Source organism: Paenarthrobacter sp. YIM B13468 (genome assembly GCF_042788025.1).
GTDB classification, from domain to species: domain Bacteria; phylum Actinomycetota; class Actinomycetes; order Actinomycetales; family Micrococcaceae; genus Arthrobacter; species Arthrobacter aromaticivorans.
The window spans coordinates 117,366-134,024 of sequence record NZ_JBHZPI010000002.1 but is presented as its reverse complement, the minus strand read 5'-3'; the positions used below and the strand labels follow the sequence as shown (position 1 = coordinate 134,024).

The following is a 16,659-nucleotide window of genomic DNA, read 5'->3' as shown; positions in this document are numbered from 1 at the left end:
CGGGCAAACGACGGGTTTCCAACCGCAGCCGAGCCCTGCCCTGTCACGATGCCCTGCCAGCTAACAACGTCGTGGGCCCGCTAACCCGTTGTTGGACAACAACTTGGAAGCGGGCAAGCCACGAGAATGCAGCAAGCAACGGGGTTCCAAGCCGCAGCCGAGCCCTGCCCCGCCTTGCCCTGAGCCACAAGGGCCTGCCCCCCCTTAACAACGTCGTGGGCCCGCCGACCCGTTGTTGGCCAACAACTTGGAAGCGGGCAAACCACGAGATTGCGGGCAAGCGACGGGTTCCCCAGCCCCCAGCACCCGGCCCCCAGCGCTCAGCCCGCCATGAACTTCAGGTAAGCCAGCCCCTGCGCTTGGAACGAACGCTCCGCGGCCGGGCCCAGCTGCCCTTCGAAGGGCTCGGGAACAACGCCGGGCGCCTTGCCGTTGCCGGTCCTCGCCCACGTGCCCACCACTTCTCCCCCGGCCACGATGATCCGTTTGAACACTCCGTTCCTGCCCGGCACTACCAATTCAGCGTGCTCGGGCGCAAGGACCAGGCTTCGGTCCTGGTAACCGAGCAGGAATTCATCGAAGCCAGGAAGAGCCAGCAACGCCCGCGAGCCGGGGACGCCGTCGTCGAGCAGTGCTGCTGTTTCAGGCGAAAGCCAATAGCTGGTATCGCCGAACGGCAGCTCCACCAGTCGATCCTGAACCGAGGCGAGGGCCTTGCGCGCTTCGGTGAGGGGCACTTGGCTCCACCAGGCGAAGTCCTTCACCGTCGCAGGTCCGTGGCTGCGGATGTACCGGAAGAGGAGCTCCGCAATTCCTTCCTCGCGATCAAGGTCCCTGGAGTCCTTGATCCACTCCTCGAAGGGCACAAACAACTGTTGGACGCCCACCTTGCAGCGTGAACCAGCCATGGGGCCTTGGACGAGCCACGCACGCTGGCACAGGCTTCCAAGCAGATGGATGCCACGCTGGGCCTTGGTGATCTGGCCGGCTTCCTCGAAGGCGTCAAAGAGTTGCTCGCGCGTGGCCCCACGTCCGCCGTCGGCCGTCTTGAGGGACTCTAACGTCTTCAGTGCAATGTCCCGGCAATGGCTGATGTCCTCGGCGGTGATGCCAAGCTCCCGATGCCGCCCTGCCACCATGTTCATGAGTCGTGGGCTGGTGATTCGCAGGATCCAGCGGAGATCCTCGGGTGCCAGTAGATGCAGTGTTCCCCGCATTGGCCATGACCGGACTATGGTTCCGGAGTCAAGGGCTGCGCGGACGTCGGATGCTGCAGATCCCGGGACACGCTGCCCCACGGCCCACAGCGCGGATCCGAGGTCCTGCGCCTGCATGGCTGTCATCCAGCGAACGACATCAGGCACGGCGGCAAGACCACCATTCAGGAGTCCCTGGCTAGCGAGCCGCAGGCGGCCCATAACTCGCGGAGTGATAGCGGCAGGACGCGCTTGGGGTGCAGGCATGCTCCATCCTAAAAGCGCCCAGCCGGTACAGGGAACCTTGCAACACCTCCCAGCAGCCTTCCAGCACAGTTTCCTAGGATGGACGCATGCTCTTTGGTGATCTTGCTCCGCTTGTGCGGCCGCTCAGCAGATGGTTGGCTGCGGCTGGCTGGTGCTGCACCGTCGTCGGGCTTGGAACGGGACTCGTTGTGGCCGTCGGTACCGGGGTCAGCCTCACGCCGGCCATGCAAGTGATCCAGATGGCGGGGCTGGTGGCAACTGCCACTGCCGCTTTGCTCATAGGTTCCGCAGCCGCTATCCAACCTGTTGCCGATCCCGGGGACGACGCCCCGGAACCCTGGTTCTACCCCGCGGCCGCAGCACAAGTACGCAGCTTCCTGCTTGGTGCCATCGTGATGCTCCTGGGCCTGGTTGGCTTCGCCATGGCAGGGCTCTTCATGCCTAGCGGCCCTTCACCCCAAAGTATTGCCTTCAGCCAGATCTTCCTACTGGGATCAGTGAGTTGCGGGCTGACCTTCCTGCTACTCAACAAAGTCCTGCCCATCGCGGCACGACGCACACGCTAAGCCCACGGCGGCGCGCTGTGTCGCGCTAGAGGGAAACGCCAATCAGCAAGGGTTCAGGGTGCAGCTCAATGCCGAAGCGATTCACGACGCCGGCACGCACTTCGCGCGCGATAGCCACCATGTCCGACGCCGAGGCCGAGCCGCGGTTGGTGATCGCCAAGGTGTGCTTGGTGGACAAGGATGCCCTGCCACCGGAAACACTGCTTTCATCGAGTCCGAATCCCTTGCCGAATCCCGCGTGATCGATGAGCCAGGCAGCGGAAAGTTTTACTAGTCCGTCCTCGCCTGCCGGGTACTTCGGCGCGTTCTCCGGCAACCCTGCGGCGCGTTCGGCAGGGATGATCGGGTTGGTGAAGAACGAGCCTGTGGAGTAAGTGTCCCGGTCTGCGGCGTCCAAGACCATGCCTTTGGACGCGCGGAGCCGGAGGACTTCCCGGCGGACATCGTTGGAGTAGGCACGTTTGCCGGCTTCCACGCCCAGCACGCGGGCGAGTTCACCGTACCGAATGGGGGCGCTCATTCGCCCCAGCGGCAATTGGAATTCAACAGTCAGCACGACGTAGCGCGGGGAACCTTCCACCGTGGTCTGCTTTAGGATGGAATCGCGGTAGCCAAACTTGAGTTCTGAGTTGGTGAACGTCTGAACTGCATTGCGTTGCCGGTCCCAAGTCCGCACGGCGGCGATGGTTTGCGAAACATCCGCGCCGTACGCGCCAACGTTCTGTACGGGCGTGGCCCCTGTGGCCCCCGGGATGCCGGACAAAGCTTCAAGCCCGGACCACGCATGCAGAACCGAGTACTCCACCAGCGCGTCCCAATTATGGCCGGCCTGAACCACCACGGACACACCGCCACAGCTGTCTTCCGAGTCCACGGTGAAGCCCTCGGACGCTATCTTCAGGACCGTGCCGGGGTAGCCGTCGTCCGAGATCAGGAGGTTGGAACCCCCGCCAATGATGAGGAGTTTCTCCCCCACAGCGTCAGCCGACCGCACGGCGTCGATGATTTCGGCCTCAGTGCGGGCCTCTACATATTTTCCTGCCGGGCCGCCGACGGCAGCTGTGGTCAGGTCGGAAAGCAGCGTCTGGGTCACCAATCAAGCCTAACGGGGAATGAAGTGCTCACTTGATTCAAGAAACCTTCACGACTGCTTGGGACTTCATGAGGACCTTCTGCCCGGCGGCTACAACGGTGAGGTCGATGCGCACGGTGCCGGCCTCGGCGTCGAGGGCTCCCACTACCCCGGTGACATCGATAACAGCACCGGCCTCGTCCGTTCCGGTGGTGTCAGCCACCAGGACCGGCTTGGTGAAGCGCGTCTGGTAATCGACGACGGCGGCGGGGTCCCCTGCCCAGTCGCTGACCAGCTGCACTGCCGAGCCCATGGTGAACATGCCGTGGGCGATCACGCCGGGCAACTCAACAGAGGTCGCAAAAGCTTCGTTCCAGTGGATCGGGTTGAAGTCCCCCGAAGCGCCGGCATACTTGACCAGGTCCTGGCGGGTGACCTCAATGCTGCGGGTGCCAATTTCCTGGCCTACCGTCAGTTCTTCAAATTTTGGGCTCATGGTTACTGTCCCTCTCCGCGGACCAGGATGGACGAGGTGGTGGTGGCTACTTTTTCACGGTCATCGTTGCCGTCGAGGGCGAAAATCTCTGAACGCGTTGTGATCATCGCGCCCCCGCCCATGGCCCGTACTCCATCAACATGCAGTTCAGCCACGAGGCGGTCCCCGGCCACAATGGCGCGGTGATGGGTAAAGCGCTGGTCCGCGTGCACCACGCGGGAGAAGTCGATGCCGGACTCGGGGTCCTCCACAAGCTGGGCGTCGGCGCGCTGGGCAACAATGATGGCAAACGTCGGCGGGGCTACAAGATCGCTGTGCCCCATGGCCCGTGCTGTCTCAACGTCGAAGTGCGCAGGATTGCTGGCCTTCACGGCCTTCGCAAATTCGCGGATCTTCTCGCGGGAGACGTCATAAACCTCTGCGGCAGGGTAGCTTCGGCCCTGCAGGTCCGGATTGATACTCATGGTCCAACCCTATCGGGCCAGCGAGCCTCCGGTGGTGTTGCGACTACTTCTTGTAGCTCTTGCGGATCTTCTGGCCCCGGACTACGAGCCCTGTGACGTGGAGCAGCAGCCCGACGCCAATCACGGGCAGTGATGCAATGGCCAATCCCTGGTTGCCGGTGGTGTTTCCGGCAATGGAAAGGATGAGTCCGACGGCGATGAGCCCCATGGCGCTGAAAACCAGCGTTTTGTAGGCGGTGGAGGAGGTGGCCCAGAATTCGTTCAGCACCGTCCAAGTCTACCGGTGCGCGTTGCGGGGCCCGCTCTGCGCCCCAAAACCCAGGAATAGCGCGCACAGCAGGCCGCACAAGGAGTTAGAACAAAGAATCCTGCAGTGCTGGGATTTCCGTGACGTGGGCGCCGAACTCGATCTTTCGTCCCTTCAACGCGCCCAGATCTGCCACGAAGCTACCCTCCACCTCGTTTCCCTTGGCATCCGGGAGGCCAACCAAGGCGATAGCACCGGAAAGTGAGTGGACCCGCAGGCCATGCCCTCCGCCGTCGAACGCTGCCGGGTACGGGTGGCGCGAAGAACCGGCGGCACGAACGGTGCAGAGCCGGTCAGCCAAGGCCGGCCGCTCCCACTCTTCCTCCACAAGGGCGAATCCGGTCATGGCAAGTCCGCCCAGCAAGCCACGAACCTGCGCGGCATGCCGGCGATTGGTGGCAACAAGCTCGACGCCGGGGCGCGGCTCAACGAGCGACGCCGCCTTGGCGGCGGAACGGACCTGCTGGACGAGTCCAAGCTCGCGGGTCACAAGGTCCTCGAGCACTCGAACAACCCGGCCGTCCTCGGCAAGGGCAACATAGGAAGCCTGAACGGCGCCCTGCTCGGCCAGCCGGTTCCACTTGCGCGGCGCCGAGGCAGTCCCGACCTTGGTTGCCCCATTGGCGAACGTTGCAACGTAAAGCCAGTGTGGCTGCATGAGGTAAGCGCGAAGACCGGCAGGCACAGAGCCGCCCCGGTGGAAGTCATGCATGAGCCGGGAATCGTCCCGGGCAAAGCAGGCCCCGCACTGTTTCCCACGTTCGGCTGGGGAGCCGCTGCGGCAAGGAACATGGGTACGGTTGCCCGGCCCGTGGACCTTGGTATGGCCAAGGCACCACACCCCGGGCATGACGCGCAGGCCCAAGGTTGAACCCGGGGCCAACGCAAGGTCAGTGAACTCCCCATCCGGCGACAACAACTTCAAAGCCGGTGAAGAAGAGTCCCAAGCTATGCCGTGGACCAGCATGGCTACAGGGAGGGCTGAACCCCGAAGGCAACTGCGAGCTTCATGATCTTCTCGGCGCGGCCAAGGCGTGGGAGGTCCGAACCATCGCGGATGACCCGGCCGTTGGCTTCGAAGTCGCTCATGAAGTCGGTAGCCCAGGCAACGTCCGACGGAGTGGGGCTGATGACCTCGTTGATCACGGTGGTCTGGTCGATGGCCAGGCACAGCTTGCCGGTCATGCCCATGGTTACCGTGATACCGGTCTGCTCGCGCAGGATGGGGTGGTTGGTGCCGACCGTGGGGCCATCGATGGGGCCGGGCAGGTTGCCCACGCGGCTGGCTACGACGAGCTTGGCACGCGGGTAGGCCATGGCCTCGGGGGTGGCGGCCATGCCGGTGTCGCGGCGGAAGTCACCGGAACCGAAGGCCAGGCGGAACGCGCCCTGGGCGCGGGCAATGTGGTTGGCTTCCTCGATGCCGAGGGCGGACTCGACCAGTGCAATCACGGGAGTCTTGCCGTCCATGCGGTGGTAGGACTCCGTGACCTGGTCCGCGGACTCAGTCTTGGCGAGCATCACCCCGAGCAGGCCCGGGGTACCGCGCAGGCCTGCGAGGTCGTCTGCCCAGAACGGGCTGGTGGCATCGTTGATGCGGACCCAGGCCTGACCGCCGGACCTCAGCCAGTTCACGACATTCTCGCGCGCCGCGTCCTTCTGGGAGGGGTCAACGGCGTCTTCGATGTCAAGGATGATGGCGTCTGCCCGTGAACCCGCGGATTCGTCAAAAAGCTCCGTCTTCATGGCATTCACAAGGAGCCAGGAACGGGCGATGTCGGCGGGAATGTTGCGGGTAGGCCGAATGGATTCGGCGGCGATGCTAGACGTCATGTATCTACCGTATCCGCCCGGCGGCCCGCAAGGCGAAGAAATCCGCCCGGTTGTGAGGATCAATACGAACTAAATCCCTTATGACTGTGCCCGCGCCCAGTATGACCGGCCGACGGCGGCAGGCACCATTCGTTTTCAACGCACCACCCGCCGTGAGTAATTGAACTTAACACAGTCTTCATCAAGCTCAACGCTGCGACTTTGTGTCCGTCGATTGCAGTTCATGGCTTCGCGTTGCCCGCTGTTTCACACCATTTCCCGCGGTTTCCCAGCGTGACCGCGGCGCTTTCCACGGGCCACGTGGATGGGCTTACATCGTTCCCAAGCCGGTGAACGTACGGCTCTCCAACTAACAACTTGCACTCGAAAGTAGCTCCCATGAAACTGCACCTGCCCCTGCTGAGCGTCGCGGCCGCCGTCGTACTAGCGCTGACGGTGTCCGGCTGCGGCGGTGCAGCCGAAGCCGGACAAGCCAACCAAGGCACGGAGGTCAAAGAACTCCGCTACCAAGGCTCAGCCAACAACGTGACCTTCCCCGAACTTGCCGCAGACCTCGGATACCTGGGCGACCTGAAACTGAACTGGGTGGGCAACACCACCAGCGGACCCCAGGACATCCAATCCGCAGCCACCAACCAGACCGACTTCGGTGGCGCGTTCTCCGGAGCGGTGGTGAAGCTGATCGAAGCGGGCGCCCCGGTGAAGGCCGTGGTCAACTACTACGGCTCGGATGAGAAGACCTTCAGTGGCTACTACGTGAAGGCAGACAGCTCCATCAAGGGACCCCGTGACCTGATCGGAAAGAAGATCGCGGTCAACACACTGGGCGCCCACCACGAAGCGGTCATCAACACATACCTGACGCGGAACGGTCTCAGCCAGGACGAGATCAAGCAGGTCCAACTCGTCCCCTTGGCTCCGAACGACACCGAGGAAGCCATCCGCCGCGGGCAAGTGGACGCGGGAACTCTGGGCGGCGTGCTGCAGGACAGGGCCATTGAGGCTGGCGGACTACGTTCGCTGTTCAGCGATGTGCAGTTGTTCGGCAACTTTGCAGGCGGCCAGATCGTGCTCCGGAACGACTTCATCGAAAAGAACCCGAACACCACCCGCACCTTCACTACCGGCGTTGCCAAAGCCATCAAATGGGCGGCAGAATCACCGCGCGACGAAGTCATTGCCCGCTTCACCAAGATCATCGAAAACCGCGGACGCAATGAGAGCACAGCCAACCTGAAGTTCTGGAAGAGCCCTGGTGTTCCGGACAGCGGCGTGATCAAGGACGAGGACTTTACCCGGTGGGAGGCGTGGCTGAACTCTGCCGGGATCGTGAAGGACAAGCTCACGCCGGCCAAGTACTACACCAATGAATTCAACGATCTCGCCAGCGCCACGAACGGCACAACTACTAACGCAGCCAAGAAGGGATAGCCATGACTGCCAAAATCAGCCTCCGCAATGTCACCAAGCAATTCACGGTCCGGGCTACGAAGTCCACGGCCGCAACGACGCTCACGGCCATCGATTCGCTAAGCCTGGACGTGCGCGACGGCGAGTTCCTTACGTTGGTAGGGCCAAGTGGTTCCGGCAAGACCACGCTGCTGGACTTGCTCGCGGGTCTCTCAACACCCACGTCCGGCGAGGTTCTCGTTGACAACAAGCCCGTGACGGGTCCCGGCAAGGACCGTGCTGTGGTGTTCCAGCAGTACGCACTGTTCCCTTGGCGGACAGCTTCCGCCAACGTGTCCATCGGCCTGGAAGGAGCAGGGCCGGACGGCAGGAAATTGAACCGCCGGGAACGGGCAGCGAAGGCCAAGGAGTATCTGGCGCTCGTCGGGCTGGCCGGCTTCGAGGACCGCTATCCCCATGAGCTCTCGGGAGGCATGAAGCAACGTGTCGCCATTGCCCGCAGCTTGGCTTATGAGCCCGACGTCCTGCTGATGGACGAGCCTTTCGCGGCATTGGACGCCCAAACCCGCGAGCAGTTGCAGGACGAACTGCTGCGCATCTGGAGGGCAACCGGCAAGACGATCGTGTTCATCACGCACGGCATTGACGAGGCCGTGTACCTCGGCGAGCGCGTGGCTGTGCTGAGCGCCCGCCCCGGCTGGCTGAAGGAAATTGTGGACATCAACATCCCCGATCGCGACGGCGAGGACGACATCCGCTCCCACCCGGCCTTCGTCGAGCACCGGCACGAGGTGTGGACGCTCCTGCACGATGAGGTCCGCCGCGCGCAGGACGCCGGGCACCGGAAGATCCTCCCGGACGGCAGCGCACCGGATGAACCGGCAACCGCCACCAAAGAGGGAACCATTACCCACGAGAGGACTGCGGCCTGATGAGCACCACATTGACCCAGACAGAAACCGCGGCGGCAACGCGCAAGGCAAGCATCAGGACTGAGCCGGGTAACGCCGTCGGGCCGTCCGGTACTGCTGCCGCACCCGCCCCCGAGGCTAACGCGCAACGTTCGACGCCGGTCCTCGCCACCGCGCGAAGGGTTACGGCAGCAGCCGGATCAGGCGTGTGGAAGTCCGCCGGCATCCTGGCCTTCCTGGCACTGTGGGAGTTCGGCCCGACGTATCTGGCCAGCCCGTCCACCAAGGTATTCCTGCCACCGTTGCACGACGTGCTCTTGGCATGGGGCAAGCTCTTTGAAGCCGGCACCATCCAAGGCCACATTGCGGCCAGCCTCACCAGGTCAGTCACCGGTTTCGGCGCGGCGCTCGTTGCAGGTGTGTTGCTGGGACTCCTGATCGCCTGGTACGGACGGCTCAACGCAGTCCTCAACCCCTTGCTGGAACTCTTCCGCAACACGGCCGCGCTAGCCCTGCTGCCGGTGTTCACGCTCCTGCTGGGCATCGGCGAGGAATCCAAGATCAGCATCGTGGCTTACGCAGCCTTCTTCCCGGTGCTGCTGAACACGATCGCAGGAGTGAAAACCGTGGATCCGCTGCTCATACGGGCTGCGCGCTCGCTGGGGCTGAACAGTTTCCGGCTCTTCCAGAAGGTCATCCTGCCATCGGCCGTGCCCACGATCTTTACCGGAATCCGGATGGCTGGCACCGCGTCCATCCTGGTGCTGATCGCCGCCGAGATGGTGGGCGCCAAGGCCGGCCTTGGGTATTTGATCGTGAACGCACAGAGCAGCTTCCTCATCCCGGACATGTACGCGGGCATCCTCACAGTCTCGCTCCTGGGCCTTGGCGTGAACTTCCTGCTGGTCGCACTGGAACGCCATTTCTCCCGCTGGCGGACCGCAGTGGGCGCGGATGCACCCTGAAAACCACCCCGTGGCACTTGCCACAACCCATCACAAAGTAAGGAAAGAAATAATGACCGTCATTACCGAAACCAAGCTTGAATTCGCCAAGCTAGGCTCCCGCATCGGCGCGGAAATACGAGGACTCGATATCAGTGGAGACCTCAGCGAGGACACGATCGCTCAGATCCGCGGCGCGCTCAACGAGCACAAGGCGCTGGTATTCCGGGAGGCCAACATCCGCACCGACGAAGCCCAGGTGAAGTTCGCCAGCCACTTCGGCCCGCTCACGAAGGCGCATCCCACGGTTGCCTCCGTGGAAGGTGAAGAAAACGTCTTGCCGGTGGACAGCGAGAACGGCTCCGCGAACAACTGGCACACGGACGTCACGTTCGTCGTCAATCCGCCGCAGGCCTCCACGCTGCGCAGCATCGACTTGCCCGCCTACGGCGGCGAGACGCTCATTGCTTCCTCCGCCGGGGCGTACCAGGACCTGCCGGAGGAACTGCGGAACTTCGCAGACACCCTTTGGGCCATCCACACCAACGATTACGACTATTCCGTGCCCAAAAACCTTGAGCACCAGAATGCCGAGAAGCGCCGCAAGGAGTTTACCCGCCTGAAGTTCGAAACCGCCCATCCCGTGGTGCGGGTCCACCCGTTGACCGGCGAGCGCGGATTGTTCATTGGGGGTTTCGCGCAGCGGCTTCGGATCGTGGGCTTGTCCAACACTGAATCCCGGGACATCATCAGGCTGCTGCAGGCTTATGTGACGCGTCCTGAGAATGTGGTCCGCGTGAACTGGGAGCCCAACCAGGTTGTGTTGTTCGATAACCGGATCACCCAGCACTACGCCCCGGACAACTACGACGGCCAGCCCCGCAAGTTGAACCGTGTGACCATTGCCGGCGACATTCCTGTAAGCATCGACGGCAAGGCAAGCCAGGCCATCCAGGGTGATTCAAGCACCTACTCGGTGGTGGCCCCGGTCGCTGCCGCGGCAGTTTCGTAGGAGCCCGTATGTGTTGCTGTTGTAACCCATCTGAGTCGCAGCTGAGCGCGTTTTGAACCCTCAAAACGTGCTTAACTGCGACTCAGTTGGGTTTAAGGGATGTTGCTTCCCCGAGCTGCCACCCACAGGCCATACCACTCGGCGCGGGTCATGGCGGCAGCCACGGACGCGGCATCAGAGCAGGCAGCGATCCGCCCGGGATTGGTGGTTCCGAGTACGGGAGAGATCCGCGCCGGATGCCGCATCAGCCACCCCAGCAGTACCGATTCGGGGGTGGTGCCTTTCTCCGCCGCGAGCCGCTGAAGCATTCCAGCGGTTGCGGACTCGGCCGGCGACATTTCCTCGGACGGCGCCCCTGTGTAGCGTCCCTGAGCCAAGGAGCCGTAGGCCTGGAGCTCAATCCCCTTGGCCATGCATAGCTCCACCGTCCCATGCGGAAAGTTGAAGCCCAGGCCGTCGGCATGGTTGACCAACACGGTGCTTTCCAGCCAGTCCCGTCGCAGCAGGCTCATCTCCAGCTGGTTGGCAACGATGGGCATCTCAAGGCAGTCCTGCAGGAACGCGATCTGCGCACCGGACATGTTGGACACACCCAGCTGCCGCACCTTTCCTTCCGTAACAAGCTGCCCGACGGCGTCCGCCACCTCGCGCGGATCCATCAAAGGATCCGGGCGGTGCAGGAGAAGGACGTCTACGCAATCCGTTTGAAGCCGCTTCAGGCTTTCATTGACCCGTTCAAGGATGGCTTCCCGGCTGAGGTCGTAGTGCGTATCCAGCCCGCGCTCCCCCAGCCTGATCCCGCACTTGGTTTGCAGCAGGATCTTCTCGCGCAGGCCCTGCGAACGGGCGAGGACTTCCCCAAAGACGGCTTCGGACTTGCCGCTGCGGTAGATGTCAGCGTGATCGAACAATTCAATGCCGATACCTTGTGCTGCCTCGATGACTGCGGCGGCCTGTTCGATCTCGGCGGCACCATAGGACGTACCGTCCCAAGGACCGCCAAGTCCCATGCAGCCGTAGATCAGGCGCCCGCGCCCGTTCGCGTTATTCATACCTGTATTCAATCCAGTTGACTTGCCCGGCGCTTACGCGTCGCGGACCACCCAGGCTGTGGTGTCGGCCGGCAGCAGGCCGCCTTCCACCGGTCCACTGCTCACGACGACGCTGCCCGCCGGAAGCGCGAAGTGCTCAGTTCCGAAGTTGGTTACGGTTTCCCAACCGCCCGGACGGCTGAAGTGCAGAACGTCCTGGTTTCCGGTCTCAACCCATTCGAGTTCCTCGTCGGTCTGAAGTTCCCTGCGCAGGCGCAGGGCTTTGCGGTAGAGCTCCAGGGTTGAGCCTTCACGTCCTTCCTGCTCGGACACCGCGTAGTTTGCGAACCATTCCGGCTGTGGCAAGTGGGCTTTGCCTTCTCCGAAGCCAAAGGAGGGCCCTTCTGCGGTCCATGGCAGCGGGACACGGCAACCATCGCGGCCGATCTCGACCCCTGGGTTGCGGTAGAAGGACGGGTCCTGCCGCTCAGAGTCCGGGATCTCAGCTACTTCCTGCAGGCCAAGCTCTTCGCCTTGGTAGAGGTAGGCGGAGCCGGGTAGCGCGAGGAGCAGCAGCGTGGCGGCGCGGGCACGACGCAAGCCGAGTTCGACGTCTAGCTCTTCCGCCGGTGCGCCGGCAAGCAGCCAGCCTTTGCCGTCCTGGCCCTTTGGCTTGGTGGCCGAGACGTCCTGGGCGGCGTTGGTTCCCTGCGCAACTGAACCGCCCTTGGGCAGTCCATAGCGGGTGGCGTGCCGAACGACGTCGTGGTTGGAGAACACCCAGGTGGAGGACGCCCCGGTTTCCTTGGCCGCGATCAGGTTTTCCGTGATGATCTTCCGGAAGGATGGTGCTTCGAAGTCGGCCTGCAGGAGGTCGAAGTTGAAGGCTTGGCCCAGTCCCTCGGGGCTGGCGTAGCGGGCACGACGCGATTCGTGGACCCAGGCCTCGGCTACGGCGGTGCGCGGCGGGTTGTACTCGTTGAAGAGCTTGCGCCACTCCGCGTAGACCTCGTGGACTTCGTCGCGGTCCCAGAAGGGGTGCGATCCGTCCACGAAACCGTCCGTGCCGTGAGCGCGGGCTTCGAGGTCTGCCTTCATCGGCAACGGCTCGGAGAGATCCTTGGCCATGCCGTGGGCGACATCGATGCGGAAGCCGTCCACGCCGCGGTCGGACCAGAACCGCAGGGTCTTGAGGAAGTCCTCGCGAACCTCAGGGTTGTTCCAATTGAAGTCGGGTTGCTCCTTGGCAAAGATGTGCATGTACCACTGGCCGGGTGTGCCATCGGGCTCGGTGATGCGTTCCCAGACCGGTCCGCCAAACACGGAGTCCCAATCCGAGGGCGGCAGTTCGCCGTTTTCCCCCTTGCCGTCACGGAAGATGTAGCGTTCCCGCGCTGCAGAGCCCTTGGGCGATGCCAGGGCCTCCTTGAACCATTCATGGCGGTCCGAAGAGTGGTTGGGCACGATGTCGGCCACCAGCTTGATGCCGGCGGCATGCAGTGCTGCTGCCATCTCATCGAAATCTTCAAGCGTCCCCAGTTTGGGGTCCACGTTGCGGTAATCATCGACGTCGTAGCCACCGTCCGCAAGCGCCGACGGGTAGAACGGGCTCAGCCATACGGCGTCGATCCCCAGTTCCTTCAGGTACGGAACCTTGGCAGTGATGCCTTTGAGGTCGCCGATGCCGTCGCCATTGGAATCGGCGAAGCTGCGGGGGTAGATCTGGTACACAGCTGCCTGGCGCCACCAGTTCGGATCAGCCATTCGCTCTGCATCGGTACGGTGTGCCTGAGTGGCGGAAGTGCTCACGAAACTCCTTTGATTTAGAATCTAAATTTATATCCCGGACCAGTATGAAACGCTGGGCACGGAAGGTCAACATCCACTAGCCCTTGACGGCCCCCTGTGTCACGCCGGCCATGACCCACCTCTGTGTAAAGAGGTACGCGACGATCGCGGGTGCCATCGCCATCAGGTAGGAGGCGAAAGATACGTGGTAGTTGTTGCTGAACTGGGTTTGAAACAGGTTTTGCCGTACCGGCAGTGTCTGCAGTGCGGGATCGGAAATGATCAGCGACGGCATCATGAAGTCATTCCATGCATAAAGGAATGCGAAGATACCCACGGTCGCGCTCATCGGCGCCAATAGCGGGAAGATCAGCTTCCAGAATGTTTGCCATGTTGTGGCGCCATCGATCCGGGCACTCTCTTCCAGTTCCATGGGTATGGAACGCAGGAATGCCGTGAAGAGCAGCACGCTGAAGCTCAGTTGGAACATGGTGGCCAGGAGGATTACGCCGAACGGGTTGTCCAGCCCAAGACGACCGGTGAGCTGGATCTGCGGCAGTGCAACCACCGGGAACGGAATGAACATCGCTCCAAGAAGGTAGAAGAACGAGTACCTGAACAAACGGCGTTCCCAGTTGCGCACAATCGCGTAGGAGGCGAATGCAGCAAGGACGATGGTGGCAAGGACGGTCCCTGCAGTCACCAGCAATGACATCGCGGCACCCACGGGAAAGTTCGTCAGGGTCCAGGCCTGGATGAAACCGTCGAGGCTGAAGGGGGCGGGAAATGAGAAGGCGTTGCCATCCACAGCCTGCCCCTGGGTCTTGAAAGCCATGGACACCGTGACATAGAGAGGAAGCAGGACGGTCACTGCGCACAGGACGAGGACCGTGGTCGCAGGCCAGTTGACGCGCTCGATCGCCGGAGCCGGCCGCCGTCGGATGTTTGGAGCGGTGACGGTTTCAACGTGGGAGGAGTCCTCGATTGCGAGGGTGGTTTGCTTGGTCATCAGAGTGCATTCCGTCCGCGAGTCAGCGAAAGCTGCAGGAGTGAGATAAGGATGGCGACCACGAAAAAGATCGTCGCGTTGGCCATCTGGTAGGCGTAGTCGCCGCCATTGAAGCCGGCAATGACAGTCATCGCAATGCTCCTGGTGGAGGTCCCCGGGCCACCGTTCGTCAGCCCCACGATGATGTCGTAAGCATTCAGGAAGCCCTTGAACCCGAGAATGATGTTGATGACGACGTAACCGGCCACCAACGGAAGGGTGATCTTCAAGAGCTGCTGGAATTTGCTCGCGCCGTCGATTTCCGCGGCCTCATAGACGTCCCCGGGCACGGCAACGAGGCCCGCGATGTAGATGAGCAACGCCCCAGGTACTGCCTGCCATGCTGTGACAAGAACAATCGCAATCCACGCGAGATCGGGGTTGGCCAGCAGACTGCTTTCCAGCCACGGGATCCCTGCCGCAGCACCGACCTCCGGCAGGGAGTTCGAGAACAGGAAGTTGAACACGTAGGCGATGATGATGCCGGAAACCACCATCGGGATGACGAAGATGGTCCGCAGTGCCGACTTCATCCGGATGCGTGCAGTGAGGCCGACGGCAAGGAGGAAAGCGATCACGTTGACCGCGATCACCGTGACGATCGAGAACCCAAAGGTGAACAGATAGCTCTGCAGGATAGCGGGGTCACTGAAGATCGCGATGTAGTTGGTCAGGCCGATGAACTCCCAGTCACCGATCCCGATGGAGTTGGTGAAGCTGAAGAAGATACCGATGATGCCCGGGATCGTGATGGCAAGGGTGAACAGGATGAGGCTGGGTACCAGGAAAAAGTAGAAGATCGGTTCCACACGGCGCCTGCTGCGTGGCCTTTGGCGACTCTGCCCGGATGTGGTTGAGGTGCTAATGCTGGACATGATTCTGACTTCCTATGTTCTGCACTACTGGCGGAAGGCCAGGCGCGCCCAATCAGCGTCGAGTGTGCGAAGGGTGGATGCAGGGGACGCGCCGAACACGATTGCCTGCGTGTAGTTCATGATCGGTATGGTGCGCGGAACGAGTACCGACGGCCCCTGGTAAACCTGCGACTTCTCGTAGTACTCCACCATCCCCTCGATCCGGGGGTCCGGGACGTTCGCAGAATCCTTGGTTGGTGTGAAGCCCAGCTGTGATTTGTTGTAGGCATCGATCACCTCTGGCCGGTACAGGTACTCGAGGAAGTTACGCGCAGCGTCCTTGTGTTTGGATGCCTCTGGAATCCAGGCCGCGAGGTCCACATTGACCCGAACACGCAGGTCCTTGGGGTCCTCGGTCATCGGGAGTGGGAAGGTTCCGAGCTTGAGGTCCGGGGCGGTCTTGGCGATCTCGCTGAATGCCCACGGGCCCTGCAGATACATGGCCGCTTTGCCCTGAGAGAAAGCAAGATTACCGTCACCGTAGGCGCGGCTTGCAGCATCCTTGTTGACGTAGTTCTTTGCGAGCCTCAGCATCTTCTCGACCGGCTGGTTGAAGTCCTTCTGGAATGACACCGAGGATTCCGGCCCAACCTCCGTGCCTTCGGCAGCAAGCTTCTTGAAGAAGTCAATGGTGTCCACCTGCCCACCTACGGAGTAGTCAAACCACCCCTGGGCGATCGTCCAGTCATCCTTCCATGTGGCATAGAACGGCGTCACCCCAGCGGCTTTCAGTGCTTCACACGCCGCGATCATCTCGCTCCAGGTCTTCGGCACCGCGATGTTGTGCGCAGCGAAGATCTCCTTGTTGTAGATCACCGAGGACGCCATGACTGAGTAGGGCAGGGCACTGGTGCGTCCCGGATAGGAACCGTACTGGTCCATCAGCGGCTGGAGGTCCTCGCGGACGCGGGAGGCGGCTTGCGTGCCGGACAAGTCGCTCAACGCTCCGCGCTGAACAAAGCGGGACGTTTCCATGTTGTAGTTTGCAAGCGCGATGTCCGGTGGATTGCCGCGGACGAAGCTTGCGGACACGACGTCGACGCCCGAAGTGTCCAGCACCACCTGGGTTTTGTCCTGGGAAGCGTTGTAGTCGGCCACCAGCTTGGTCATGAAGCCGATGGCCTCCCGCTTACTGAAGGTGAAGCGGATGGTCTCTTTACCCGGTTCTCCGGTACAGCCCGAGAGAAGGCCGGCCAGCAGAGCCAGACCCAGGCCCATCGCTGCCATGCGTTTCTTGCGCGTAGCTTTCACAGACTCCATAGTCCTTTCGTCTCGCGGATCCCCAGTGGCCGCTATGCCTTGGGGGAAGTGGTCGACCTCAACCTCAACCCGGTTTTAGATAGGAGGTAAATTTATGACCTATCGCTAGTATTTAGTGAGGAGCACCACACCGTCAAGCT

At 62.2% G+C, this 16,659-nt stretch carries 17 protein-coding genes; 5 read left to right on the top strand and 12 right to left on the bottom strand.

Going from position 1 to position 16,659, the window contains the following annotated elements; genetic code table 11:
* Window positions 1-320: 320 nt before the first annotated feature.
* Window positions 321-1,463, bottom strand: a complete 1,143-nt coding sequence (locus tag ACFX4T_RS02630) for a winged helix DNA-binding domain-containing protein (RefSeq protein WP_377650709.1) — start codon at window positions 1,461-1,463, stop codon at window positions 321-323.
* A gap of 86 nt (window positions 1,464-1,549) precedes the next feature.
* On the opposite strand from ACFX4T_RS02630, the gene ACFX4T_RS02625 reads away from it, so the two are divergent.
* Window positions 1,550-2,029, top strand: a complete 480-nt coding sequence (locus ACFX4T_RS02625) for a hypothetical protein (protein WP_223946581.1) — start codon at window positions 1,550-1,552, stop codon at window positions 2,027-2,029.
* A gap of 25 nt (window positions 2,030-2,054) precedes the next feature.
* Here ACFX4T_RS02625 and ACFX4T_RS02620 read toward each other — a convergent pair whose 3' ends face one another.
* From ACFX4T_RS02620 to ACFX4T_RS02595, 6 genes are all read right to left on the bottom strand, one after another.
* Window positions 2,055-3,122 (bottom strand): UDP-N-acetylmuramate dehydrogenase, encoded by a 1,068-nt coding sequence (locus tag ACFX4T_RS02620; protein ID WP_223946582.1) that lies wholly within the window; start codon window positions 3,120-3,122, stop codon window positions 2,055-2,057.
* A 37-nt stretch (window positions 3,123-3,159) separates the two neighbouring features.
* Window positions 3,160-3,597: a MaoC family dehydratase gene (locus tag ACFX4T_RS02615; protein WP_216925049.1), complete on the bottom strand. Its 438-nt coding sequence runs from the start codon at window positions 3,595-3,597 to the stop codon at window positions 3,160-3,162.
* A 2-nt stretch (window positions 3,598-3,599) separates the two neighbouring features.
* Window positions 3,600-4,061 (bottom strand): MaoC family dehydratase N-terminal domain-containing protein, encoded by a 462-nt coding sequence (locus tag ACFX4T_RS02610; protein ID WP_216925048.1) that lies wholly within the window; start codon window positions 4,059-4,061, stop codon window positions 3,600-3,602.
* Between the two features lie 43 nt (window positions 4,062-4,104).
* On the bottom strand, window positions 4,105-4,329 hold the full coding sequence (locus tag ACFX4T_RS02605) for a DUF3188 domain-containing protein (RefSeq protein WP_216925047.1): 225 nt from the start codon (window positions 4,327-4,329) through the stop codon (window positions 4,105-4,107).
* Window positions 4,330-4,414: 85 nt separating this feature from the next.
* On the bottom strand, window positions 4,415-5,335 hold the full coding sequence (locus ACFX4T_RS02600; RefSeq protein WP_377650708.1) for a DUF2797 domain-containing protein: 921 nt from the start codon (window positions 5,333-5,335) through the stop codon (window positions 4,415-4,417).
* Between the two features lie 2 nt (window positions 5,336-5,337).
* Complete coding sequence (locus ACFX4T_RS02595; RefSeq protein ID WP_216925045.1) at window positions 5,338-6,201, bottom strand: CoA ester lyase; 864 nt, start codon at window positions 6,199-6,201, stop codon at window positions 5,338-5,340.
* Window positions 6,202-6,579: 378 nt separating this feature from the next.
* Between ACFX4T_RS02595 and ACFX4T_RS02590 the strand changes: the two genes are divergently transcribed.
* From ACFX4T_RS02590 to ACFX4T_RS02575, 4 genes are read left to right on the top strand one after another with little or no spacing between them, the layout of a single operon-like run.
* Complete coding sequence (locus ACFX4T_RS02590) at window positions 6,580-7,632, top strand: ABC transporter substrate-binding protein (protein WP_377650707.1); 1,053 nt, start codon at window positions 6,580-6,582, stop codon at window positions 7,630-7,632.
* A 2-nt stretch (window positions 7,633-7,634) separates the two neighbouring features.
* Window positions 7,635-8,543: an ABC transporter ATP-binding protein gene (locus ACFX4T_RS02585; protein ID WP_377650706.1), complete on the top strand. Its 909-nt coding sequence runs from the start codon at window positions 7,635-7,637 to the stop codon at window positions 8,541-8,543.
* Complete coding sequence (locus tag ACFX4T_RS02580) at window positions 8,543-9,487, top strand: ABC transporter permease (protein ID WP_377650704.1); 945 nt, start codon at window positions 8,543-8,545, stop codon at window positions 9,485-9,487. Before ACFX4T_RS02585 ends, ACFX4T_RS02580 begins: the two co-directional genes overlap by 1 nt.
* A gap of 52 nt (window positions 9,488-9,539) precedes the next feature.
* Window positions 9,540-10,478, top strand: a complete 939-nt coding sequence (locus ACFX4T_RS02575) for a TauD/TfdA dioxygenase family protein (RefSeq protein WP_377650703.1) — start codon at window positions 9,540-9,542, stop codon at window positions 10,476-10,478.
* 92 nt (window positions 10,479-10,570) lie between these two features.
* Here the strand turns inward: ACFX4T_RS02575 and ACFX4T_RS02570 are convergent, their stop codons facing one another.
* The 5 genes from ACFX4T_RS02570 to ACFX4T_RS02550 form a co-directional block, all read right to left on the bottom strand.
* Complete coding sequence (locus ACFX4T_RS02570; RefSeq protein WP_377650702.1) at window positions 10,571-11,530, bottom strand: aldo/keto reductase family oxidoreductase; 960 nt, start codon at window positions 11,528-11,530, stop codon at window positions 10,571-10,573.
* A gap of 33 nt (window positions 11,531-11,563) precedes the next feature.
* Complete coding sequence (locus ACFX4T_RS02565) at window positions 11,564-13,318, bottom strand: glycoside hydrolase family 13 protein (RefSeq protein ID WP_377650700.1); 1,755 nt, start codon at window positions 13,316-13,318, stop codon at window positions 11,564-11,566.
* Window positions 13,319-13,394: 76 nt separating this feature from the next.
* Window positions 13,395-14,306, bottom strand: coding sequence for a carbohydrate ABC transporter permease (locus ACFX4T_RS02560; RefSeq protein WP_377650699.1), 912 nt, complete (start codon window positions 14,304-14,306; stop codon window positions 13,395-13,397).
* A complete protein-coding gene (locus ACFX4T_RS02555) occupies window positions 14,306-15,220 on the bottom strand; it encodes a carbohydrate ABC transporter permease (protein WP_216925038.1) in 915 nt (304 codons plus the stop codon). The genes ACFX4T_RS02560 and ACFX4T_RS02555 overlap by 1 nt, the downstream gene beginning before the upstream one ends.
* 24 nt (window positions 15,221-15,244) lie before the next feature.
* Window positions 15,245-16,519 (bottom strand): extracellular solute-binding protein, encoded by a 1,275-nt coding sequence (locus tag ACFX4T_RS02550; RefSeq protein WP_377650698.1) that lies wholly within the window; start codon window positions 16,517-16,519, stop codon window positions 15,245-15,247.
* Window positions 16,520-16,659 lie beyond the last annotated feature (140 nt).

Coding starts and splice junctions, on each gene's coding strand:
- ACFX4T_RS02625 (WP_223946581.1), top strand. CDS start 1,550: ATGCTCTTTGGTGATCTTGCTCCGCTTGTGCGGCCGCTCAGCAGATGG.
- ACFX4T_RS02550 (WP_377650698.1), bottom strand. CDS start 16,519: ATGGAGTCTGTGAAAGCTACGCGCAAGAAACGCATGGCAGCGATGGGC.
- ACFX4T_RS02560 (WP_377650699.1), bottom strand. CDS start 14,306: ATGACCAAGCAAACCACCCTCGCAATCGAGGACTCCTCCCACGTTGAA.
- ACFX4T_RS02600 (WP_377650708.1), bottom strand. CDS start 5,335: ATGCTGGTCCACGGCATAGCTTGGGACTCTTCTTCACCGGCTTTGAAG.
- ACFX4T_RS02580 (WP_377650704.1), top strand. CDS start 8,543: ATGAGCACCACATTGACCCAGACAGAAACCGCGGCGGCAACGCGCAAG.
- ACFX4T_RS02575 (WP_377650703.1), top strand. CDS start 9,540: ATGACCGTCATTACCGAAACCAAGCTTGAATTCGCCAAGCTAGGCTCC.
- ACFX4T_RS02610 (WP_216925048.1), bottom strand. CDS start 4,061: ATGAGTATCAATCCGGACCTGCAGGGCCGAAGCTACCCTGCCGCAGAG.
- ACFX4T_RS02555 (WP_216925038.1), bottom strand. CDS start 15,220: ATGTCCAGCATTAGCACCTCAACCACATCCGGGCAGAGTCGCCAAAGG.
- ACFX4T_RS02630 (WP_377650709.1), bottom strand. CDS start 1,463: ATGCCTGCACCCCAAGCGCGTCCTGCCGCTATCACTCCGCGAGTTATG.
- ACFX4T_RS02595 (WP_216925045.1), bottom strand. CDS start 6,201: ATGACGTCTAGCATCGCCGCCGAATCCATTCGGCCTACCCGCAACATT.
- ACFX4T_RS02590 (WP_377650707.1), top strand. CDS start 6,580: ATGAAACTGCACCTGCCCCTGCTGAGCGTCGCGGCCGCCGTCGTACTA.
- ACFX4T_RS02570 (WP_377650702.1), bottom strand. CDS start 11,530: ATGAATAACGCGAACGGGCGCGGGCGCCTGATCTACGGCTGCATGGGA.
- ACFX4T_RS02615 (WP_216925049.1), bottom strand. CDS start 3,597: ATGAGCCCAAAATTTGAAGAACTGACGGTAGGCCAGGAAATTGGCACC.
- ACFX4T_RS02585 (WP_377650706.1), top strand. CDS start 7,635: ATGACTGCCAAAATCAGCCTCCGCAATGTCACCAAGCAATTCACGGTC.